Source organism: Chryseobacterium nakagawai, from assembly GCF_900637665.1.
Classification (GTDB): Bacteria; Bacteroidota; Bacteroidia; order Flavobacteriales; family Weeksellaceae; genus Chryseobacterium; species Chryseobacterium nakagawai.
Genome location: NZ_LR134386.1, coordinates 3,184,281 through 3,205,929, shown reverse-complemented (window position 1 = coordinate 3,205,929; position 21,649 = coordinate 3,184,281). Strand labels below are relative to the sequence as shown.

At 33.6% G+C, this 21,649-nt stretch carries 21 protein-coding genes; 15 read left to right on the top strand and 6 right to left on the bottom strand.

Annotated elements, in window-relative coordinates; all coding sequences use genetic code 11:
• Nucleotides 1-201 precede the first annotated feature (201 nt).
• The 9 genes from EL260_RS14460 to EL260_RS14420 all read left to right on the top strand — a co-directional run bounded on the left by EL260_RS14460 (nt 202) and on the right by EL260_RS14420 (nt 9,289).
• The gene (locus EL260_RS14460) at nt 202-903 is read left to right on the top strand and encodes a GIN domain-containing protein (RefSeq protein ID WP_123856022.1); all 702 of its coding nucleotides are present in this window, start codon (nt 202-204) and stop codon (nt 901-903) included.
• A 57-nt stretch (nt 904-960) separates the two neighbouring features.
• Nucleotides 961-2,676: a phospho-sugar mutase gene (locus EL260_RS14455; RefSeq protein WP_123856021.1), complete on the top strand. Its 1,716-nt coding sequence runs from the start codon at nt 961-963 to the stop codon at nt 2,674-2,676.
• Between the two features lie 17 nt (nt 2,677-2,693).
• Complete coding sequence (locus EL260_RS14450; RefSeq protein WP_123856020.1) at nt 2,694-3,590, top strand: tol-pal system YbgF family protein; 897 nt, start codon at nt 2,694-2,696, stop codon at nt 3,588-3,590.
• Nucleotides 3,591-3,617: 27 nt separating this feature from the next.
• A complete protein-coding gene (locus EL260_RS14445; protein WP_123856019.1) occupies nt 3,618-4,871 on the top strand; it encodes a pyridoxal phosphate-dependent aminotransferase in 1,254 nt (417 codons plus the stop codon).
• Between the two features lie 266 nt (nt 4,872-5,137).
• The gene (locus EL260_RS14440; RefSeq protein WP_123856018.1) at nt 5,138-6,124 is read left to right on the top strand and encodes a phosphatase PAP2 family protein; all 987 of its coding nucleotides are present in this window, start codon (nt 5,138-5,140) and stop codon (nt 6,122-6,124) included.
• Nucleotides 6,125-6,358: 234 nt separating this feature from the next.
• The gene (gene kdsB / locus EL260_RS14435; RefSeq protein ID WP_123856017.1) at nt 6,359-7,081 is read left to right on the top strand and encodes a 3-deoxy-manno-octulosonate cytidylyltransferase; all 723 of its coding nucleotides are present in this window, start codon (nt 6,359-6,361) and stop codon (nt 7,079-7,081) included.
• 339 nt (nt 7,082-7,420) lie between these two features.
• Nucleotides 7,421-8,086, top strand: a complete 666-nt coding sequence (locus tag EL260_RS14430) for a histidine kinase (protein WP_123856016.1) — start codon at nt 7,421-7,423, stop codon at nt 8,084-8,086.
• 36 nt (nt 8,087-8,122) lie between these two features.
• Nucleotides 8,123-8,698 carry a glutathione peroxidase gene (locus EL260_RS14425; protein ID WP_123856015.1) on the top strand — a complete coding sequence of 192 codons (576 nt, stop codon included), beginning with the start codon at nt 8,123-8,125 and terminating at the stop codon, nt 8,696-8,698.
• Between the two features lie 75 nt (nt 8,699-8,773).
• Entirely contained in the window at nt 8,774-9,289 is a 516-nt protein-coding gene (locus EL260_RS14420) for a VOC family protein (RefSeq protein WP_317126508.1), read from the top strand.
• Between the two features lie 132 nt (nt 9,290-9,421).
• On the opposite strand, the gene EL260_RS14415 is transcribed toward EL260_RS14420, so the two are convergent.
• On the bottom strand, nt 9,422-10,081 hold the full coding sequence (locus EL260_RS14415) for an NAD(P)H-binding protein (protein WP_123856014.1): 660 nt from the start codon (nt 10,079-10,081) through the stop codon (nt 9,422-9,424).
• Between the two features lie 187 nt (nt 10,082-10,268).
• On the opposite strand from EL260_RS14415, the gene EL260_RS14410 reads away from it, so the two are divergent.
• A complete protein-coding gene (locus EL260_RS14410; RefSeq protein WP_123856013.1) occupies nt 10,269-10,622 on the top strand; it encodes an MmcQ/YjbR family DNA-binding protein in 354 nt (117 codons plus the stop codon).
• A gap of 100 nt (nt 10,623-10,722) precedes the next feature.
• A complete protein-coding gene (locus EL260_RS14405) occupies nt 10,723-11,208 on the top strand; it encodes a hypothetical protein (protein ID WP_123856012.1) in 486 nt (161 codons plus the stop codon).
• A 43-nt stretch (nt 11,209-11,251) separates the two neighbouring features.
• Here the strand turns inward: EL260_RS14405 and EL260_RS14400 are convergent, their stop codons facing one another.
• The gene (locus EL260_RS14400) at nt 11,252-12,172 is read right to left on the bottom strand and encodes a bifunctional riboflavin kinase/FAD synthetase (protein WP_123856011.1); all 921 of its coding nucleotides are present in this window, start codon (nt 12,170-12,172) and stop codon (nt 11,252-11,254) included.
• A 170-nt stretch (nt 12,173-12,342) separates the two neighbouring features.
• Here EL260_RS14400 and EL260_RS14395 point away from each other — a divergent pair, with 170 nt between their 5' ends.
• From EL260_RS14395 to EL260_RS14380, 4 genes are all read left to right on the top strand, one after another.
• Complete coding sequence (locus EL260_RS14395; protein ID WP_123856010.1) at nt 12,343-13,137, top strand: T9SS-dependent choice-of-anchor J family protein; 795 nt, start codon at nt 12,343-12,345, stop codon at nt 13,135-13,137.
• 177 nt (nt 13,138-13,314) lie between these two features.
• On the top strand, nt 13,315-14,823 hold the full coding sequence (gene atpD, locus EL260_RS14390; RefSeq protein WP_123856009.1) for a F0F1 ATP synthase subunit beta: 1,509 nt from the start codon (nt 13,315-13,317) through the stop codon (nt 14,821-14,823).
• Between the two features lie 87 nt (nt 14,824-14,910).
• Nucleotides 14,911-15,192: a FoF1 ATP synthase subunit delta/epsilon gene (locus EL260_RS14385; protein ID WP_123856008.1), complete on the top strand. Its 282-nt coding sequence runs from the start codon at nt 14,911-14,913 to the stop codon at nt 15,190-15,192.
• Between the two features lie 85 nt (nt 15,193-15,277).
• Complete coding sequence (locus tag EL260_RS14380) at nt 15,278-16,096, top strand: hypothetical protein (RefSeq protein ID WP_123856007.1); 819 nt, start codon at nt 15,278-15,280, stop codon at nt 16,094-16,096.
• A 332-nt stretch (nt 16,097-16,428) separates the two neighbouring features.
• Here EL260_RS14380 and EL260_RS14375 read toward each other — a convergent pair whose 3' ends face one another.
• The 4 genes from EL260_RS14375 to EL260_RS14360 form a co-directional block, all read right to left on the bottom strand.
• Nucleotides 16,429-18,627: a B12-binding domain-containing radical SAM protein gene (locus tag EL260_RS14375; protein WP_123856006.1), complete on the bottom strand. Its 2,199-nt coding sequence runs from the start codon at nt 18,625-18,627 to the stop codon at nt 16,429-16,431.
• A 1,478-nt stretch (nt 18,628-20,105) separates the two neighbouring features.
• Nucleotides 20,106-20,390, bottom strand: coding sequence for a hypothetical protein (locus tag EL260_RS14370; protein ID WP_123856005.1), 285 nt, complete (start codon nt 20,388-20,390; stop codon nt 20,106-20,108).
• 72 nt (nt 20,391-20,462) lie between these two features.
• Nucleotides 20,463-20,792 carry a DUF4870 domain-containing protein gene (locus EL260_RS14365; protein ID WP_123856004.1) on the bottom strand — a complete coding sequence of 110 codons (330 nt, stop codon included), beginning with the start codon at nt 20,790-20,792 and terminating at the stop codon, nt 20,463-20,465.
• A 119-nt stretch (nt 20,793-20,911) separates the two neighbouring features.
• On the bottom strand, nt 20,912-21,649 hold the full coding sequence (locus EL260_RS14360) for a LytR/AlgR family response regulator transcription factor (RefSeq protein WP_123856003.1): 738 nt from the start codon (nt 21,647-21,649) through the stop codon (nt 20,912-20,914).

The following is a 21,649-nucleotide window of genomic DNA, read 5'->3' as shown; positions in this document are numbered from 1 at the left end:
TCCATTTATTGGGTGTTTTTTTATTGCTGCCTATAAAAAATACCCGTTATATGAAAACTGAAAAATTGAAAATTATCAGGTATTTTATTGTCAAAAGACAAAGATTTTTAGAAATTTTAATCCTATTTTTGTTAAAACATATTATTGAAAGTCTTGAAAACTTTCGGTAAATGATCGTCAGTAGAATATTTAAAATTAAATATGAAAAAAGTACTATACACATTGATGCTGGTAGCAGTTGTTTCCTGTGGGAAAGTTTCTCCAAAGGGAAATATTGAAAAGAAAGATGTGGACGTTCCAGAATTTGTAAATCTGGATCTGGCAGGTAAATTCCGTGTATTTTATGCCAAAGGCCCGAAAAACTTCGTGGAAATAGAAACCTATCCCAACGTAGCGAGTAATCTGGATGTAGATGTAAAAGACAAAACCCTTATTATTAAGGAAAAAAGAGGAACAAAAGGAGTAGATTTTTACAATGTAACCATCTATTCAAAATATAATCTTGAGAAAGTAGCCGTTTCTGACTCAGTAGAAGTGAATATTTCAAGTGAAATTAAAACCGATAATTTCAGACTGAATATGAAAAATAACGCAAGCTTCATGGGATCTGTCAACACAAGAAGAGCAGAGGTGGAAATGCATAACAGAAGCCGTGCTAACTTTTTGGGATTAACAAAAGATGCCGTAATAAAGATTTCAGACACAGCAAGTTTAATTTCCCCTTACTGGAAAATTACCAATCTGAATATCGATTCCAAAAATGGAAACTATGCAGAAGTGAATGTAAAAGATTCTTTAAAAGGGAATATTCAAAATACAGCAAAATTTATCTATTATAACGATCCAATCAGGGCATTTAAAGTAGAGAAAACAACGAAAGTTGAGAATAAAAAGCTGGATTAAAAAACAATCTAATTGAAACTAGGAAATTTACAAACTATAAAAGAACAACATACAAATATGAATACAGTTGAAAAAGCGAAACTTTGGTTAAGTGAGACCTTTGATGAAGAAACGAGAAAGGCAGTACAGGCATTAATCGACAGTAATTCCCCGGATCTGGAAGATTCTTTCTACAGAGAACTGGAATTCGGAACAGGAGGAATGCGTGGAATAATGGGAGTTGGGACCAACCGCTTAAATAAATATACATTAGGGCAGGCGACTCAAGGATTGGCTAACTATATGCTGGAGCAGTTCAAAGGTGAGGAAATTAAAGTAGCCATTGCCTATGACGTTCGTCATAACTCAAAAGAATTTGGGAAACTGGTAGCAGATGTTTTAACAGCAAACGGAATTAAAGTATTGCTTTTCAAAGATCACAGACCCACTCCTGAACTTTCTTTCACGGTTCGCGATAAAAAATGTAACGGAGGAATTGTATTAACGGCTTCTCATAACCCACCTGAATATAACGGATATAAAGTATATTGGAATGACGGAGCTCAAATCGTGCCACCAAACGATGAAGCTATTATCAAAGAAGTATATTCTGTAAAATTTGAAGAAATCAAATTCAACGGAAATGATGATCTGATCGAATGGATCGGAGAGGAGCAGGATGATATTTACATTGATGCATGTATTGAAAACTCTACGTACCAGAACGAAGGAAAAGAAAATTTAAATATTGTTTTCACTTCCATTCATGGGACCACTTATACTACAATTCCTAAAGCATTAGCAAAAGCAGGTTTCAAAAAAGTAGATCTGGTAAAAGAGCAAATGATCCCGAGTGGAAATTTCCCAACCGTAGACTCTCCAAACCCGGAAGAACCTGCTGCGTTGGAAATGGCAATGGATCTTGCAAAAATTACCAACGCTGATATCGTGATCGGAACAGACCCGGATGGTGACAGATTAGGAATTGCCGTAAGAAACCTGGAGGGTGAAATGCAGTTGCTGAACGGAAACCAAACAAATACAATCCTTACTTATTACATTCTGAACGAATGGAGAAAGCAGGGAAGAATTACAGGGAAAGAATTCATTGGTTCTACCATCGTAACGTCTGATATTTTCTATGATATTGCACAGAAATTTGGTGTTGAATGTAAAGTGGGTCTTACAGGATTCAAATGGATCGGAAAAATGATCCGTGAAGCTGAAGGAACTCAGAAATTTGTGTGCGGTGGAGAAGAAAGTTTCGGATTTATGACCGGAGATTTTGTTCGTGATAAAGACTCTTGTGGAAGTATCCTTTTGGCTTGTGAAATTGCTGCTTGGTGTAAAGCTAACGGTAAAACAATGTATCAGTACATGATCGAAATCTATGAAGATCTGGGGATGTACTTTGAAGGATTAATCAATATTGTTAGAAAGGGAAGACAAGGTGCTGAAGAAATTCAGAATATGATGAAAGACTTCCGTGAAAATCCACCAAAAGAATTGGCTGGCTCATTAGTGGAAGAAGTAAAAGATTTCAAAGAGCAGACAAGTCTTACCATTTCTACAGGAGAGAAAAAAGTAATGAACGAAATTCCACAATCTAACGTATTGATTTACTATACACAAGATGGAACAAAGGTTTGCGTAAGACCTTCAGGAACAGAACCAAAAATTAAATTCTATGTTTCAGTAAAAGATGCCATCTCTTCTGAAGCAGACTTTAAAGATAAACTGAAATCATTAGAAGCTAAAATTCAGGCTGTTAAAACAGACTTAAAGCTGGATTAATCTACTGATAAAGAAGAATGATAAAAAAAATTATAGCAGTTTTTATGCTGTCTGTAGCTGTAGTTTCCTGTAAAAAGGAAACTACGGTTTCTGATGTAAAACCTGCAAATGACTCAATAGCTAAAAACGAAACCCAAGAGAATCAGTATAAACCCATTGATACAGCGTGTTCTTCAGAAAATAAAACGGAAGATTATATTACAGCTTTACAATGGTATCGTACTAAAATAAATAAAGAGATTGCAGGAAACAGTCTGGAGCAGAATAATAAAGTGTATGAAGCTTATGTGAAAATCAGAGATAAGTACACCGATTGTTTGAATACGTCTCAAACTGAGGTGCTTGACAAATATATCGATTATCATACAGGACCTGAGACCTATAATCTGCCGGATCACATAAAGAAAATGGCTACCGAGTTGAATAAAGTAGGTCTTGAATTCCGCGAGATGGGAGAAGGTCTTACAGAAATTCATTCGTTGCCGGGATATTATGAGTCTGTTTTTAAGAATAAGGTAACTCCTGATTATGATGCTTACATCTTACAGAAGGCAAAAGATAATAAGGAAAATTATGCTGTGAATGGTGGCCTCTTAATTACCTGGGAAGAGCTGGGAGACCGATTGATCGCTTGGGAGAATTTTATTAATAAATATCCTAAAAGCCCGTTGATAAAGGCTACAAGAAATATATATAACGATTATTTGCTGGACTATCTGCTGGGAATGGACAGTGATCGTATTTATGATAGTGAGGAAGGAAAAATTTATGATGATAAAAGAGAAGCATATAACAAACTCATCAAAAAATATCCAAATTCTACTACCGCGAAAAAAACTAAAGAACTAATAGCCGCTTACGATGCCCACGTTCCTGTGGATCAAATAGAAGACAAAATTAATCTGAGAAGATAATATTAGTAAATTTTAAATAAGAATAAAGTGAAAGTTTCAAAATTAGCAGCGAACCTGATCGGTTCTGAAATTGTAAAAATTGGTAACGAAGTAAATGATCTAAAAGCAAAAGGTGCACAAATTGCCAATCTTACTATTGGTGACCTGAATTCTAATATCTATCCTATTCCGGCATTGCTGAAGGAAGAAATTCAGAAAGCCTATCAGAATAACCTGACAAACTATCCACCTGCCAACGGACTTTTATCTTTAAGAAAAGAAGTATCCAAGGATTTAAAAAATAGATGGAACCTGGATTACTCTCCTAATGATATTTTGATTACGGCTGGATCAAGACCTTTGATCTATGCAGTATACAAAACCATCGTAGATGAAGGAGATAAAGTAATATATCCTACACCATCATGGAACAATAACCACTATGCTTACCTTACCTCTGCCAATGCCGTAGAAGTAAAAACAAAGCCTGAAACCAATTTTCTTCCAACAGCAGATGATTTAAGACCTCACTTGGATGGAGCTGTTCTATTGGCGCTTTGTTCTCCGTTGAATCCAACAGGAACAATGTTTACAAGAGAACAACTTTCAGAAATTTGCGAATTGGTAATTGCTGAAAACAAGAAAAGAGGAGCAGACGAAAAACCGTTATACCTTATGTATGACCAAATCTATTCTAACCTTACATTTGGTGCAGAACACGTAGATCCGGTTTCTCTTTTCCCTGAAATGAAGGAATATACTGTATATATTGATGGAATTTCAAAATGTTTGGCAGCTACAGGAGTACGTGTAGGATGGGGATTCGGTCCTGCACACATTATTGATAAAATGAAGGCTCTTCTTACGCACGTTGGAGCTTGGGCACCAAAACCAGAGCAGGAAGCTACAGCAAAATTCTATGAAAATCCTGAAAATGTAAATGTATTCGTAGAAGATTTCAAAGGAAAACTTGAAGAAAGTTTAAAAGTTCTTCACGGCGGAGTTCAGGACCTGAAAGGAAAAGGCTTAGCGGTAGATAGTATCGAACCGATGGGTGCTCTTTATCTTACCATTAAATTAGATTATATAGGAAAAACAAAACCGGATGGAGCGGTAATTGAAAACTCTTCAGACCTTGTATTCTACCTAATTAATGAAGCTGGGGTAGCTTTAGTACCATTCTCAGCATTCGGGGAAGATACATCTGAACCTTGGTTCCGTGCTTCCGTTGGAGGATTAGCTGTTGATGAGATCAAAGTAATGCTTCCGAAATTGGAGACTGCTTTGAATAACTTGAAGTAATTAATTAAGTTAATAACTATAAATGTACCAGTGTAACTGTTTACCAATTTTATTATTGGTGAATATTGTTACACTGGTATATTGTTATATGGATACATTTTAAAATCATTTTCCTGATTAATTATATAAACTAAGACTCAACTGCTATTTTATAAAAAAATTAAATAAATATTAAAAAATAAGTAAACATTTTGTAGTAAAGTCAACAAGGATTTATCTTTGGGGCTTTTATAAGCTAAGAATAAACAGGGTTGAAAACAACAACGATGAAAAAATTGAGATTTTTGCTGCTGCCAATGTCTATACTGGTATGTTCGCAAGAAGTAGATACGTTACAGGTAAAGGAACTGTCGCCAGTACCAGACTTACCTAAAGTACAAACTTACACTCTGAAAGACGGTTCTGTCAGAACATATCCAAAACCTAAACTGCTGGATTTTGTAACCAAGCTTCCGCGAAATTTTATTGATACCAATAAAGATTTTGTAGCAAAAGATCATGCCTACTATTTAGGAGGTGCCGTTGCTTCAACACTGATCCTTTTGCCTTTTGATCAGAAACTCATCGATAACTCAAGAGAGTTGGGTGAAAGATGGGGAATGGATAAAGATAACAACTATACCAAATTGGGTGGTGTTTTCAAAATTCCCAAAGATATCGGATCTACATTGTATCTTATAGGAAATGGATCTACATTAGTATTTCTTGGAATCGGTTTCGGAGCCTATGGTTTAATTAAAAATGATTATAGAGCACAGGCAACAGCGAGTGGATTAATGGAAAGTTTAATTCTTTCCGGAGTTTTCACCCAAACGATCAAAAGAATCACTGGAAGAGAAAGTCCGTTTATTGCGGAAGAAAACGGAAATAAAGGAGGGGCATGGAATCCGTTCCCAAGTTTTTCAGCATTTGGAAAATATACTTCTAATTATGATGCCATGCCATCCGGACACTTAACTACCTTTATGGCTGGGATCACCGTTATTGCAGACAATTATCCGGATGCCCGATGGATAAAACCTGTAGGATATACATTAGCTGGAGCTTTATGTTTTCAGATGATGCAAAGTAAAGTTCATTGGGCTTCAGACTATCCTTTAGCATTATTAATGGGATATTTTATTGGAAAAACCATATCAAAAAGCAGGTATACAACCTCAGAAGGAACAATAGGAAAAACAAAATATAAATTTGACCTTATGGCATCCCGCCAATGGGAATACAATATGGTAGGCGTAAAGCTATCTTTTTAACAACTGACTCATTTAAATAAAAATCTATACCCGATTCCCACATCTTCAATAAGAATGTGGGAATTTTGTTTTTTTAAAAGAGATAAAATTATAGTGTTTAATAGAAAATTTGGTTAGAATACCACATTTTATAGAACAAACTAAAATAGTTTTCACTATTTTTGGTCTGAATAAGCCATATCATTCATTTTTTTGGAGATATTGGCTTGAAAAGACTTAATTAATATTTACTGAATGAAAATAATCGCCGTTATCCCTGCGCGCTATGAAGCAAGCCGTTTTCCGGGAAAACTGATGCAGATTCTGGGAGAAAAAACTGTTATTACAACCACTTATCAAAATGTTGTGGAAACAGGACTGTTTGATGAAGTATTTGTAGCAACAGATTCTGAAATTATTTTGGAGGAAATCACTAAGAACGGAGGAAAAGCTGTAATGACAGGACAGCATGAAACAGGAAGTGACCGTATTGCTGAAGCTGTACAAAATATAGATTGTGATATCGTTATTAATGTTCAGGGTGATGAACCATTTCTTAAGCTGGAGCCTTTGAAGCAATTGATTGAAGTTTTTAAACAAGACGATCAACAGGAGATTTCCCTGGCTTCCCTAAAAATAAAATTGTCAGAAAAAGAAGAAATAGAAAACCCCAATAATGTAAAAGTAATTACGGATAATAACGGTTTTGCCTTATATTTTAGCCGTTCCGCAATTCCTTTTCACAGAGAAGTTTCTTATGATGTGAGCTACTTTAAGCATATCGGAGTATATGCATTCAGAAAAGAAGCTTTATTACAATTTTCTAAGCTTGAAATGAAACCCCTGGAGATATCCGAAAAGATCGAATGCATTCGCTACCTGGAATATGGAATGAAAATCAAAATGATAGAAACCAATTTCGTTGGAGTAGGCATCGATACACCGGAAGACCTGGAAAAAGCAAGAAAGCTGATTTAATTTGAAAAACGAGAGAAACTTGAGAATGTGATAATAAGACTCATACTTTCTCAGTCTTTTTGCTTTTTATCCCAATTCCCCTTATATTTGAATTGATAAATAAGTTTTTGATAGCAAGCTTATTTTATTAGCATTATTAAGATTCAGTTTTGAAATCTCAAAATTGTCACCTGTAAAATTTGAAAATAAAATATTATATCTTACAAAAACGTTAGGTTTTAAAGAAGATCCGGGAATGATTTTTAAATATATAAATGAAAATCAGGTTCCTCAAAATAAAAATAGCAAGGTAGGCTTGATTTTTAATTCTTCTTTAAATAACTATTTTAATAAAATTAAATGAAAAAAATAATATACTTAATTCTTTTTACCATTACAAGTTCATTGTACTATGCTCAAACTGCAAAGGAAATTATAGATAAAAATATTGAATTATCCGGAGGTTTAACCAATTGGAAACTTTTAAATTCCGTATTGTTACAAGGAAAAGTGGTATTGGGAATTAAAGATGAATATCCTATAAAAATATATCAGCAGAGACCTAATCTTACCAAAACGATCATTGTAATTGGGGGTAAAGAAACTGCAATTGAAGGTTTTGACGGAAACAAAGGTTATGCGATGAACTATGCCGCCAATAAACTTCAGGTATATCCGGAATATGTACCGGAAAACTTTGATAATGATTTTATTGACTGGGAAAATAAAGGCTTTGATGCTAAATATCTTGGAAAAGAAAAAGTAGGTGAGATTTATTGTCATAAAGTGGAACTAACAAAGAATGTGAATAAGAATATGTATTATTTTGATACAACAACTTACATGCTTTTAAAGGAGATTAAAAAAGAAGAAACGGTAGTATATTCCGATTATAAAAAAGTAGGAAACCTTACGATGCCTTTCAGAATAGAATCTTCAAGTCCTAAAAAAGATGGAGACTATGTGATGCTTCTTAACAGAATAGATATCAACAAGGTCTTTCCTGCCAATATTTTTAAGTTTTAATTCATCTGCAGCTTCGGTTGCTTAAATTTATAAGAAATGAAAAATATTTTTTTAATGCTGCTTTCTTTTATCGCGTTTCTGCAAAGCTGCACCAATCAAAAAAGTGAAATTTCTCAAGCTAAAACCAAAGAACTTATGGGAAAAACAATATATGACTTTAAAGTTGAAAGCCTTGATGGTAAGGAAATCAACTTTGCAGATTTCAAAGGAAAGAAAATCCTGATCGTGAATACGGCTTCTGAGTGTGGATTTACTTCTCAGTATGCAGACCTTGAAAAGCTATATGAAGAATATAAGGACAAACTGGTGATTGTAGGCTTCCCTGCCAATAATTTTGGTGGCCAGGAACCAGGAACCAATGCTGAAATCGGAACATTCTGCCAGAAAAACTATGGTGTGACATTTCCTATGGCAGCGAAAGTTTCTGTAAAAGGAGATGATACGGCACCTATCTTTAAATATTTAACAGAACAGGAATTGAACGGAGTAAAAAATACAGCTATCCTTTGGAACTTTACCAAATTCCTGGTTGATGAGAATGGAAAGTTGATTGATAGTTTTGTAAGTACTACAAAACCTACAAGTGAGTCAATTACAAAATATTTGAAATAAGAAATAAAAAAAAGTATATTTTTACAAAGTGGATGATTACATCCACTTTTTTTATTTTAAAATAAACAATAACTCATGAAAAAAATATTTTTTGCAGTTTGCATTCTGGCAGCTTTTTTATCAGGATTTGCCTTTAAAGCAGTGACAGAAAAAGAATCTGACGCTCTGAAAAGAGTAACAGGGATAGGTGGAATCTTTTTTAAATCCAAAGAGCCCCAAAAAATGAGAGAATGGTATAAAGAACATTTAGGTTTTGAAGTCAATGAATATGGATCTGTCTTTGAATGGTATCAAGGAGCAGATAATTCTAAAAAAGGTTTCAGCCAATGGAGTCCTTTCAGTGAAAAAACAAAATATTTCCAACCTTCAGAAAAAGATTTTATGATTAATTATCGGGTTCATGATCTTGAAAAGTTGGTTGAGCAGTTAAAAAAAGAAAACGTAACCATTCTGGACAAAATTGAAACCTATGATTACGGGAAGTTTGTTCATATAATGGATATTGAGGGAAATAAAATAGAGCTTTGGGAACCTAATGATACTGAATATGAGAAATTGGGACAAAGCATGGGAAGTAAGACCACAAAATAAATTATATTTTTGTTCCGAATCTTAAAAAAACAAACTAAATCAAAGCATCTGTGCCAATCTGCGAAAATCTGTGGTTAAATAAAAATTACCACAGATTGCACGGATTTACACAGATTTTAGTATAATGTTTTATCATCTATCAATCACCTTTTCTGCAAAACAAAAAATATTTCCAAGCTTGATACTGGAATAACCATTGCTTTTAATTTTCGAAGAATTAATCATAGCTTTGGCTAAAACATCGGTAGGTAAGGGTTTCTGGCTTTCTAATAGTCCCAATTTATTGGCGAATTTTATAATCCTGCTTCCCAAAACTTCGCCTGTTCTCTCAGAATCTCTTCTTTCAAGCATTCCAGGTTTAAAAATGGTTATTTTATTAAAATGTAATTGTTTTACAGCCTCTTCCAGCTCACCTTTCATTTTAGAATAGAAAACTTTAGACTTAGGATTGGCACCATAAGCCGATACAAGGATATAATCTTCCACATCATTTTCTTTGGCAGCTTTGGCAAATTCATATTGATAATCAAAGTCTACTTTTTTTTGAGCATCCTTGCTTCCGGCATCTTTTAAAGTAGTTCCTAAACATGAAAATGCAACATCTCCATGTACCATTCCTTTCCATTCTTCCGGCTTTTCAAAATTTACAACATGGACTTTTAATTTTTCATTCTTAATGTCAACAGGTTTTCTTACAAAAATATTGACTTCCTCAAAAGCCTTGTCATTAAGTAGCTGATTCACCAAGTCTTTTCCTGTAGCGCCTGTGGCACCTATTACTAAAGCTTTCATAATAATCGGGTTTGGTATAGTGGTATTTTCTTTTTTAAATTTACTAAATTTGGATAAAAGATAAAAGATAAAAGATAAAAGATAAAAGATAAAAGATAAAAGATAAAAGATCTTGTCATTAAAAATCTTGTCTATCAATTATCATTTATAAATTATTTTACTTATTATTAATTGCCCGTAAAAAACTATGGATGCCAACGAAATATTAGACTATTGTCTTACTAAAAAAGCGGTTACAGAAAGTTTTCCTTTTGATAATGAAACTCTTGTATTAAAGGTAGATACAAAAATATTTTTGTTGATGGGTCTCGAAAGGCAGCCTCTGTCTGTTAATGTAAAGACAGATCCGGAATGGAGCGCAGAGCTTAGAGAACAATACCCTCAGATTACGGGAGCCTATCATATGAATAAAACCCATTGGAATTCAGTGAATTTAGATGGACTGAAAAGAGATCTGATTTTTAAATTAATAGATCATTCTTACGATTTGGTGTTTAAGTCGCTTACCAAAAAAGTACAGCATGCCATCAATAATTCTTAAAAAATTTAATTTCTAATTTAAGGCTAATCAATTCAGGTACGAATTTTGTTATCAAATATCTGTGAAATATTAAACTGAAATTAATTAAAACAAAGAACATATGAGAAACCACCTTTTATTATTAATGGCAGCCGGGGCCTTAACACTATCAAGTTGTAATAAGCCTGCAGAGAAAAAAGATCAGACAGTTACTCCTGAAAGTACTGAGAATGTGAAGTCAGAAAACCTTAAGATTGAATTTACAGGGACTGATCAATTTACCATCAAAAATCCAAAACTTAAAGTAAGTTTATATGGAGTGAGTGAAGGCCTGCAGGATGCACCAGCAACATTGATTACCGAACAAGAATTTGAAGGAAAAACAATTCCTTTTACCATCGAATTACCAGTACCGCAAGATGCTGAAAGCAAGATCAATCCAAAACCTACAAATGGAGTAAAATATTATATTGCTACTGAATGGGATTCTGATGGCAATGGAAAAGCCAATGAAAAAGGAGATATCTTTATTGACCACGATAAAGCGTTTCCTAATGTAAAATTAAATAGTGACACCCAAAAAATCTATGTAAAGATTTTGAAATAAAAAAATTAAAGGCTATTCAGGAATGAATAGCCTTTTTTATATCTTAAAAATTAAATGCTTCTGTTAGTTGTTTATCTTCATCAAGTCGTTCAATAAGCTTTTCTAATCCTTCAAACTTGATTTCATCATGAAGAAAGTCTCTGAATCTCACGGTGATCTTTTCATTATAAATATCCTTATCAAAATCAAGAATATATACTTCAACAGTTAGTTTTTCTCCGTTGACAGTAGGATTTGTTCCAATGCTCAGCATTCCCTTATATTGTTGACCTTTTACTTCCACTTCAACAATATAGGCTCCTTTTTTAGGTAAAAGTTTAATGGATTCCGTGTCAATATTGGCAGTTGGATAACCAATGGTTCTCCCAATCTTCTTTCCATGCACTACAGTTCCGGAAACAGGATAGAAGTATCCCAACATTTCATTGGCTTCTTTAATATTTCCAGTTAAAAGAGCATTGCGAACTTTGGTAGAGCTGATATTATTCTCGTGAATATTAATGGCTTCCATCTGTTCAACCTCAAAATCAAGTTCTTTAGACAGCTTTTGAAGAAGTTCGAAATTTCCGCTTTTATTTTTCCCGAAAGAATGATCGTATCCTATAATAAGATATTTTACATTCAGTTTATCAATCAGGATCTGACGTACAAATTCTTCTCCGGTAAGATTTCTGAATTCTTCATCAAATTCCTTCAGAAACAAATTATCAATACTATATTTTTCAATACGTTGCTGCTTTTCCTCTATGGTATTCAGAAGTTTTAAATCTTCATTGGGATTAAAAACAAACCTCGGATGTGGCCAGAAAGTAAGGATGGCAGTTTCCAGATTGTTTTCTGTTCCTACCTTAATGAGCTCATCTATAATACTTTTATGTCCAAGATGCACCCCGTCAAACATCCCTAAAGACAGTGCTAAAGGCTTTTGAGAGGAATAATCTTTAAAATTCTTGAAAACTTTCAAAACGGAAAAATTTGATTTGCAAATATAAAACCTTTAAAATTATTCATACGGATATAATTAAATTATTTGAACTATTATTTATATTTAAATAATTCGTTGTTTTTCATTGAGATATTTTTATTGAAAATTGGTTTGTTTTAATAATTTTTGTATTTTAGAAAGAAAATGATATGAATAAAATATTACTTATTGGTGCAGTTGTTTTAGGAATTCAGATAAGTGCACAGTGCAATCCTTTGAATTTACCCTATACTGAAGATTTTGAAAGTGTAACAACGCCGGCATTGCCTGCGTGTTCTACTATTGAAAATGCTGGATCTGGTAATGACTGGACCACTAGACAGAGTGCTTTTACTGGTATTGACAGTAAGGCATTAACCTATAAATATCACTCCTCAAATGATGCTAATGCCTGGTTTTTTACTCCAGGTCTGAATCTTATGAGTGGAGTAGAATATAAGTTGACTTACACTTATTCAGGAAGTGGATTTGATGAAAAGCTAAAAGTAGCTTACGGAATGAATGCTAATAGCTCTTCAATGACTAACCAACTGGCAGACTATCCGGATATTGCGGATGAAGATATTCATACGGAGACCGTAACATTTATACCTCAAACTACTGGAGTATATTACATGGGGTTTAATTGTTATTCGGATGCTGATCAATTTTATTTACAAGTGGATGATATTAGTGTAACGACTTCGCAGCTGAGTACATCAGAAGTAACAAATAGAAATAATGGAGTAAAAATATATCCTAATCCATTTACAGAGGTAATCAGTATTAATAAGATTGAAAATGTACGATCTATTTCAATTACAGATATTTCTGGAAAATTGATCAAAACATTTGATAAACCATCATCAGACTTATATGTAAAGGAGATTGGCTCCGGAATATACATGTTGAAGCTAGAAATGAAAGATGGTTCACAAAAAGTGATTAAGATTATTAAAAAATAAATATTTTTTGATTAACTGAAATAAGCAATTAATTAATAATAAAGAATATTTACAGGTTAGAGCCAAAGGAGTTTTTCTTCTTTGGTTCTTTTATTAAAAAGCATGATAAAAATCTTTTTTTTACCAATTGCGTGTTTACGAAGAATCACTATATTTGCACCAAGAAAAAATTTAGCAATGGCAAACCAAATTAAAGGTAAAATTTCTCAAATTATTGGTCCGGTAATCGACGTTGTCTTTAATGATGTGGAAGCAGTTCCAGCAATCTATGACGCGTTAGAAATTACAAAAGAAAACGGTGAAAAAGTAGTTTTAGAGGTAGAACAACATATTGGCGAAGATACAGTAAGATGTATTGCAATGGACGCTACTGATGGTCTTAAGAGAGGTCAAGATGTAATCGGATATGGAGATCCTATTACTATGCCAATCGGTGAGGCTGTAAACGGAAGACTATTCAACGTTGTTGGTGATGCTATCGACGGACTTCAAAATATATCTAAGGATGGTGGTCTTCCAATTCACAGACCAGCTCCAAAGTTTGATCAATTATCAACTTCAGCAGAAGTTTTATTTACAGGTATTAAAGTAATCGACTTAGTTGAGCCTTACGCAAAAGGAGGTAAAATTGGATTGTTCGGTGGTGCTGGTGTAGGTAAAACAGTATTGATTCAGGAGTTGATTAACAATATTGCAAAAGGACACGGAGGTCTTTCTGTTTTCGCTGGAGTAGGTGAAAGAACGAGAGAAGGAAATGACCTTTTGAGAGAGATGCTTGAATCAGGAATTATCAAGTATGGTGATGACTTCATGCACTCTATGGAAAACGGAGGTTGGGATCTTTCTAAAGTAGACCTAGAGGCTATGAAAGAATCTAAAGCAGCATTCGTTTTCGGACAGATGAACGAGCCGCCAGGAGCAAGAGCTAGAGTAGCACTTTCTGGTCTTACATTAGCTGAGTATTACAGAGATGGTGGTGAAAGCGGACAAGGTAGAGACGTACTTTTCTTCGTAGACAACATCTTCCGTTTTACACAGGCTGGTTCTGAGGTATCTGCACTTCTTGGTCGTATGCCATCAGCGGTAGGTTACCAACCAACACTTGCTTCTGAAATGGGTGCGATGCAGGAAAGAATTACTTCAACTAAAAATGGTTCAATTACTTCAGTACAGGCAGTATATGTACCTGCGGATGACTTAACTGACCCGGCTCCTGCAACAACATTTGCTCACTTGGATGCAACTACGGTACTTGACAGAAAGATTGCTTCATTAGGTATTTACCCAGCGGTAGATCCACTAGCTTCTACTTCAAGAATCTTATCTCCGGAAGTTATCGGTCACGATCACTATAACTGTGCTCAAAGAGTAAAAGAAATTCTTCAAAGATACAAGTCACTTCAGGATATCATCGCGATTCTTGGTATGGAAGAACTTTCTGAAGAAGATAAATCAGTTGTTTACCGTGCAAGAAAAGTTCAGAGATTCTTATCTCAGCCTTTCCACGTAGCAGAACAGTTTACAGGTATTCCAGGATCTTTAGTAGATATCAAAGATACTATCAAAGGATTTAACATGATTATGGATGGTGAATTAGATCACTTACCAGAAGCTGCTTTCAACTTGAAAGGAACCATCGAAGAAGCTATCGAAGCTGGACAAAAAATGTTAGCTGAAAACGCTTAATAATTAGACATAAAGATATCAGATACTAGACATGAGACTTTAAAGTGTCTGAAATCTGAAATCTGAAATCTTCAAATCTAAATTAAAATGAATATTAAAATTTTAACACCAGAATACGTAGTTTTTGAAGGAGAAGTAAACTCTGTATTATTGCCTGGGAAAAATGGTGAATTTCACATCATGAAAAACCACGCAGGAATCGTTTCTTCTTTAGTTGGTGGAAAAGTAAAGCTTTTTACTAATTCTGTAGATGAAGCTTTCGCTAAAAATCTAACCAAAGAAAATGATAAAGATTCTATCTTTTCATATTCTATCAAGAGCGGTGTTGTGGAATTTAATCATAACAAAGGAATTATCCTTTGCGAATAATTAAATGAAAAGCTAAATATATTTTCAAAAAAGTGTAACTTTGGTTACACTTTTTTTATTTCAATTCATGTAAAAATCTGATTCTATGAAGAAAAATATAATCATATTCTTTACAATTCTGGGTACTTTCCTCAATGCCCAGAATATTAAGACCAAAAGAGGAATTATTAATTTAGACGGAGTTCCGGTAGCTAAAATTTCAAATAAGTCTAATGAATACACTTTCATGGACTTAAAGGAAACACCTCTGTATACTATAAAATTTATTGATAAAAGTATTGTAGACTCTGTTAGAGATAGCTATATACAAATCAATAGGGTATATAACAGGGATAAAACCATCGAAGTCGATTATTCTTCACCTTCCGCATTTTCTGGAGAAGAAAAGTCTGCCATTTATACTTCCGTAAAAGACTTTAAAATTATAGATAATAAAGGGATCAATATAAAGACCCTGGATGAGTTGTTTTCAAATGTTCCGAAAAGGAAACTGGACAGTAAAACTAAGGATGCCTATACTATCAGAAAAAAGATCGATAAACTGAATCTTGAAGTAAACAAGGTAGGTGAAATTCTCAGTAATGGTGTTCCTGTGGGATATTTTACCAACTTACCGGTAAGTTTTGGCTCAGATGATAAAATTATAGATAAAAGCTTTATTGATATTGAGATCTATGATGCCAAGAGTAAACTCATCGGTAAATATATTACAACAACAAAACAGTTGAAAACGGCTGGCGGAAAGTCTTTTACCCTTTTCAAAGAAATGTCCGGCAGAGCATCTATCTTAAAATATCCAACCTATAAAGCGCTTGCAGAACGTATGGCCATTATGGATCCGAATTTTATTAAAATTCAGGAAAAAGTATCTGTAGGACCAGTTACGAAAGACAGCCCTAATTAAGTCTACTGAAAAGGTATAGATAAAACCTTGGAAAAGCTTTTTGAGGTTTTGTTTTATCTATTAATATATATTATTCGTGTATTCATGGCAGAAAATAGATGCTAAGAATACACGAATTTTTTTATAAAATATGATATAATAATCAGATAAGCCGGAATGGCAAAAATTATGGACATTTTATTTTTAGCAGATATAAAGCTATTCAATAGAAACGGGCTTTAATCCGTTTAATTATAAAAGGAGAATTCCATTGGCTAGCCAAAACCTATTTTTACCCTTTCATTTAGAAAATTCTGCTATTTAGAAAATCCCTGAGAAAAATTGCCGCAATTTTACAAACTCAAAATCACTCCATTTTCCTTCAATTGTTGTATTGGTTTTGAGAACCAGAACAATTCGAAATCTTCAAAATTCTCTTCAAAATGATTCTTAAGTTGTTGAGCTGTAGGTTTTTTCTGATTGTCTATTGAATATTCTTCCAACATACTCGTCAGCCATTCTGCTTTGTCCTGTTCCATTTCAACCTTAACAATATTGGTTTTTAGGTGGAATGTAAGAAGCGTATATGTACCAGAATATTTCTTTTTATTTTTTATGCGATTCTCAGCGATTACATTTTTAGTTAAAAAGACAATTTTTGAATTTCCTTTGAATTTAAAATCTTCATCTTCCAATAAGCTATCATGAATATAATCGGGATGAATTGTTGTTCTTGGAATTTTAAAATCAAACCACTCTTGAAGAGGAAGTTCAAAATTAACTCCGTGCATATAATTGAATAAAGATTTTTTTAAACCTGAACTAAATTTATTATGATTGATCCCTGTTTTGTCTGTAAAGTCAATATCATTATTTGCAAATAGAATTTCCTGCTTGATGGGAGTAACTCCAAATTCTTCTGGATTCAATCCAACAGGTGAATGGGCAGTCATGGCAAACTGATGCCAAAAACCACTTTGTAAAATTCCCATTTCAAATAACTGACGAATCATTTCCATAGAATCAATTGTTTCCTGAATGGTTTGTGTAGGGTAGCCATACATCAAATAGGCATGGATCATAACTCCGGCTTCTGTAAAATTTCTTGTCACTTTTGCAACTTGTTCCACAGAAATCCCTTTATCAATTAATTTCAACAAACGATCACTTGCCACTTCCAATCCACCGGAAACGGCGACACAACCTGAAAGTTTTAATAAATAACATAAATCACGGGTGAAACTTTTCTCAAAACGGATATTCGTCCACCAGGTAACGACAAGATTTCTTCTTAAAATTTCAAGGGCTACTTCTCTCATCAAGGCAGGAGGTGCTGCTTCATCTACAAAATGGAAACCGGTTTCTCCTGTAGTTGTAATGAGTTCTTCCATTCTGTCAACCAGAATTTTGGCAGAGATAGGTTCGTAAATTTTAATGTAATCTAAAGAGATATCACAGAATGTACATTTCCCCCAATAACATCCATGGGCCATCGTTAGTTTATTCCATCTTCCGTCACTCCATAAACTGTGCATTGGATTGGCTATTTCAATAACAGAAATGTACTGATCCAGTTTTAAATCGGTATAATCCGGAGTTCCAATATCTGACTGCTTATAGTCGTGCCTTTTGGAATTGTTCTTATAAACAACTTCTTGATTTTCAATTAAAAAAGTCCTTTTATATTGAGATTCTTCACTTTGCTCAGAATGACCAAAAACATTTTCACATAGAAGCTCAAGAGGAATTTCACCATCATCAAGAGTGATAAAATCAAAGAATTCAAATACTCTTTGATCTTTTATTTCTCTTAATTCAGTGTTGGGAAAACCTCCGCCCATTGCGATTTTAATATGCGGGTAATTTCTCTTGATAAATTGTGCAGACTTGAAAGCCGAATATAAGTTTCCAGGAAAGGGAATAGAAAAACAGACCAATTTAGGCTGAACCTCTTTTATTTTTTTCTGAAGAATTGTTAAAGTAAAATCATCGATAAATGTTTGCTGATCGGATAATTTTGAATACAATTCATCAAAAGAATTGGCGCTCTTTCCAAGGCGCTCAGCATACCTGCTGAAACCGAAGTCAGCATCAATATTTTCAACGATATAATCTGAAATGTCCTCCAGATATAAAGTCGCCAAATGTTTAGCTTTATCTTGCAAACCCATGTTTCCGAAGGCAAATTCCATATCATCCAACTGGTTGAAACGGGAAGCTTCCGGGAGAAAGTTCATGCTGCAAATCTGCCTCGCCAATGTTGGCGTTTTCCCTTGTAAAAAAGGAATAACCTGATCGATGGTTTTTAAATATTCTTCTCTTAATGCATAGATTCTCTGAGCGTTTTCAGAAGCATTGTGAATATCAATTTCTTTATTGAAAACCTTTTGTAATCCACCTTTTGAAAATAATTCCAAAATAACATCTATTCCTAAATCAATCTGATAACTGGAAATATTTTTGGTATTTAAAAATCCTTTAATATAAGCAGTTGCCGGATAAGGAGTGTTAAGTTGGGTAAAAGGCGGAGTAATAAGAAGTAGGTCTTTCAACAGAAATTTTTTGCAAAGTTATTCTAAAGTTTTTTTAGAAAAAAATTTTTTACTCTGATTATAAACAGGGTTGAAATAATACCTGTATGCTTTGAATTATTTTCTCGGAGATCTCACTGATTTCGTAGATCATCATATAGTGTTATAGTATTATCAAAAAAAGAAAAATTTTTGCATTTGTGACTTAAAAATTTATGCCACGAATGCACGAATTAAATAGTGTAGTTTTTTAGAATTTCAATAAGGTAAAAGGATGGGTAGATATTTTGAATTTTGTTTTGACGCAAAGTTTTTATTATTAAGTTGGATATTTTAAGGGAGCAAAAGATGGAATCAATGAAATTGATTCTTATTAAGCGAGCGCATAGCCATAAAGCTTCTTCAATGACGAAGTCAGCTCCTTAGCTCCCTAAAATAAGATATTAAAATAATTTTAGCTTTGCGTTTAAAAATAAATATCTACTATTTTTGATGCAAAGTTTTTTATAATCAAGCTGAATATTTCAAGAAAGCAAAAGATGGAATCAATGAAATTGATTCTTATTAAGCGAGCGCATAGCCATAAAGCTTCTTCAATGACGAAGTCAGCTCCTTAGCTCCCTAAAATAAGATATTAGAATAATTTTAGCTTTGCGTTTAAAAATAAATATCTACTATTTTTGACGCAAAGTTTTTTATAATCAAGCTGAATATTTCAAGAAAGCAAAAGATGGAATCAATTTCATTGATTCTTATTAAGCGAGCGCATAGCCATAAAGCTTCTTCAATGACGAAGTCAGCTCCTTAGCTCCCTAAAATAAGATATTAGAATAATTTTAGCTTTGCGTTTAAAAATAAATATCTACTATTTTTGACGCAAAGTTTTTTATAATTAAGCTGAATATTTCAAGAGAGCAAAAGATGGAATCAATGAAATTGATTCTTATTAAGCGAGCGCATACCCACACAGCTTCAACGACGAAGTCGGTTCCTTAGCTCTCTAAAATAAAACGTTAGTTTGCGTTTAAAAATAAATTATAGCTATTTAAATACAGTATCAACAGCATGATTACTGATGAAATTAAGAAAAGATTCTTCGTCAAAATATCAATTTTTATCTATAAGTTCAGGATGTAAAAATTCGGCTTCATGAGAACCATCTAAACTTATATTTTCTATAAATCTGCCTGTTTTTCCCTCAATTACATTGTGAAGACTTATTAAATATGTTGAATGTATACTGCCTTCTGCAACAGTATAATGTCCGTTTTCTGCAATAAGGGAACTGGTTATATTTCCATTACTATAGGTTTCATTATCGTTGCCGGATGCTCCAACAAAACATTACAGGAAATATTTCCGGAACAATAAAGACAACCATTAACAATGATATTTTTGGCCTGTATATTTCCGATAACAATAAGTACAACATAATCCTCCACAAAAAGATCTTCGGAAAGGTCAATGTCTTGCTCGGATAAGATGATTTTATATCCTTCTCAGTCTTCTGTAGTTAAATCAAGAGTGTTCGGTTCTTCGTTTTCTGCAAGGATAATCGTAGGCGTATCATCATCATTATTGGAATCTAAAGAAGCTGCTTTTATCTTTTCCGCAGTTTCCTCATCCAACATTTCAATAAATTCTGAAAGATCTTCTTCCTCTATAGAGTGATCTTCGAAAAAAGTGAAATCCAATGTTGATGAAACTGTAGAATAAAAACTTTCTGAGTGATTTTTAAGTCGGGTATATAATTGATCTTTTGTGAGTTGTTGTAATTCTTTCATAAACTTTAACCCTATTGCATCTACTTATTGTAGAGAAAATAGGATAGATGCAATATAAGGAGATAAGTTTTATTATGCTAAAAAGCCAAATTTATTCTCAAACATTTTTCCGATCACCGGAATAGGCTTTTTCTGTTCATTGGCAGCATTAATAATCCCAAATATCCATAAGATTAATAGAACTAATCCTATATAATTTAAAAAAGATAAGGCAGGAAGAATGGGGATTATGATGGAAAGAAGAACATTGATAACGACAGTCAATAGGAAGAATCCTAGCCCTTGTTCCAAATGATAGTTGGCCAGGTCATTTTTAGCATGCAAGTCTTTGCTTTTAACATAAGCAATGATCCATCCGATAATTGTTACATAACTTAGAATAGAAATTGTTTTACTGTTCATATTGAATATTTTTTGTCAAAGGTAGAACAGTAGATTTCATCTATCAATAACTGATTGGTTAATGGCAACTTTCAATTGGTATTCAGTAGATCTTGGAAAAAAATGATATTCCGGTAATTTTATTCTTCCTTCATCAGTTTAAAAAAAGCTTCTTTCTTTGCCCTTGATATCGGAATACTGGCTCCATTTTCCATTTCAATCATCCCTTCTCTGGAATAGCTTACAATATAATTGGTATTAATTAGGAAAGACTGATGTACCCGGAAAAAATCGGGTGGGAGGAGAATGCTTTCATAGTTTTTAAGAGGTTTAGAAATCATGATTTTCTTTCCATCGTTTAGGTAGAAAGTCGTATAGGAACCAGACGTTTCACAATGCATAATTTGGTTAATTTTTACCACATGCATCGCCTCTTGAGTAGGGAGAATGATTCTTTGGGGAGTTTTGTGCATATTATGATTGAGCTCATGTACCTGTTGTTCTTCAAGAAAACGTTCCTTTATTCCTGAAATTCTGTCAATTGCTATTTCAAGTTCCTCAGCATCAATAGGCTTTAGTAAATAATCCAAAGCGCTGAATTTGAATGCCCGAATAGCGTATTCCTCATAAGCTGTTGTAAAAATCAAATGAAATTTCCGGTAAGAAATCTGTTGAAGTACCTCGAATCCTGTTCCATTTTTTAACATAATATCCATAAATACAAGATCAGGCTGTAGTCTGTCAATAAGTTTTGCTGCTTCATCAGCACTCTCAGCATAACCTATAATCTGGATTTTATCCGGGGCAATCATTTCCAACATAATGGACAAAGCTTCCCTTAAGTGATATTCGTCTTCTATAATTATTGTTTTGTACAT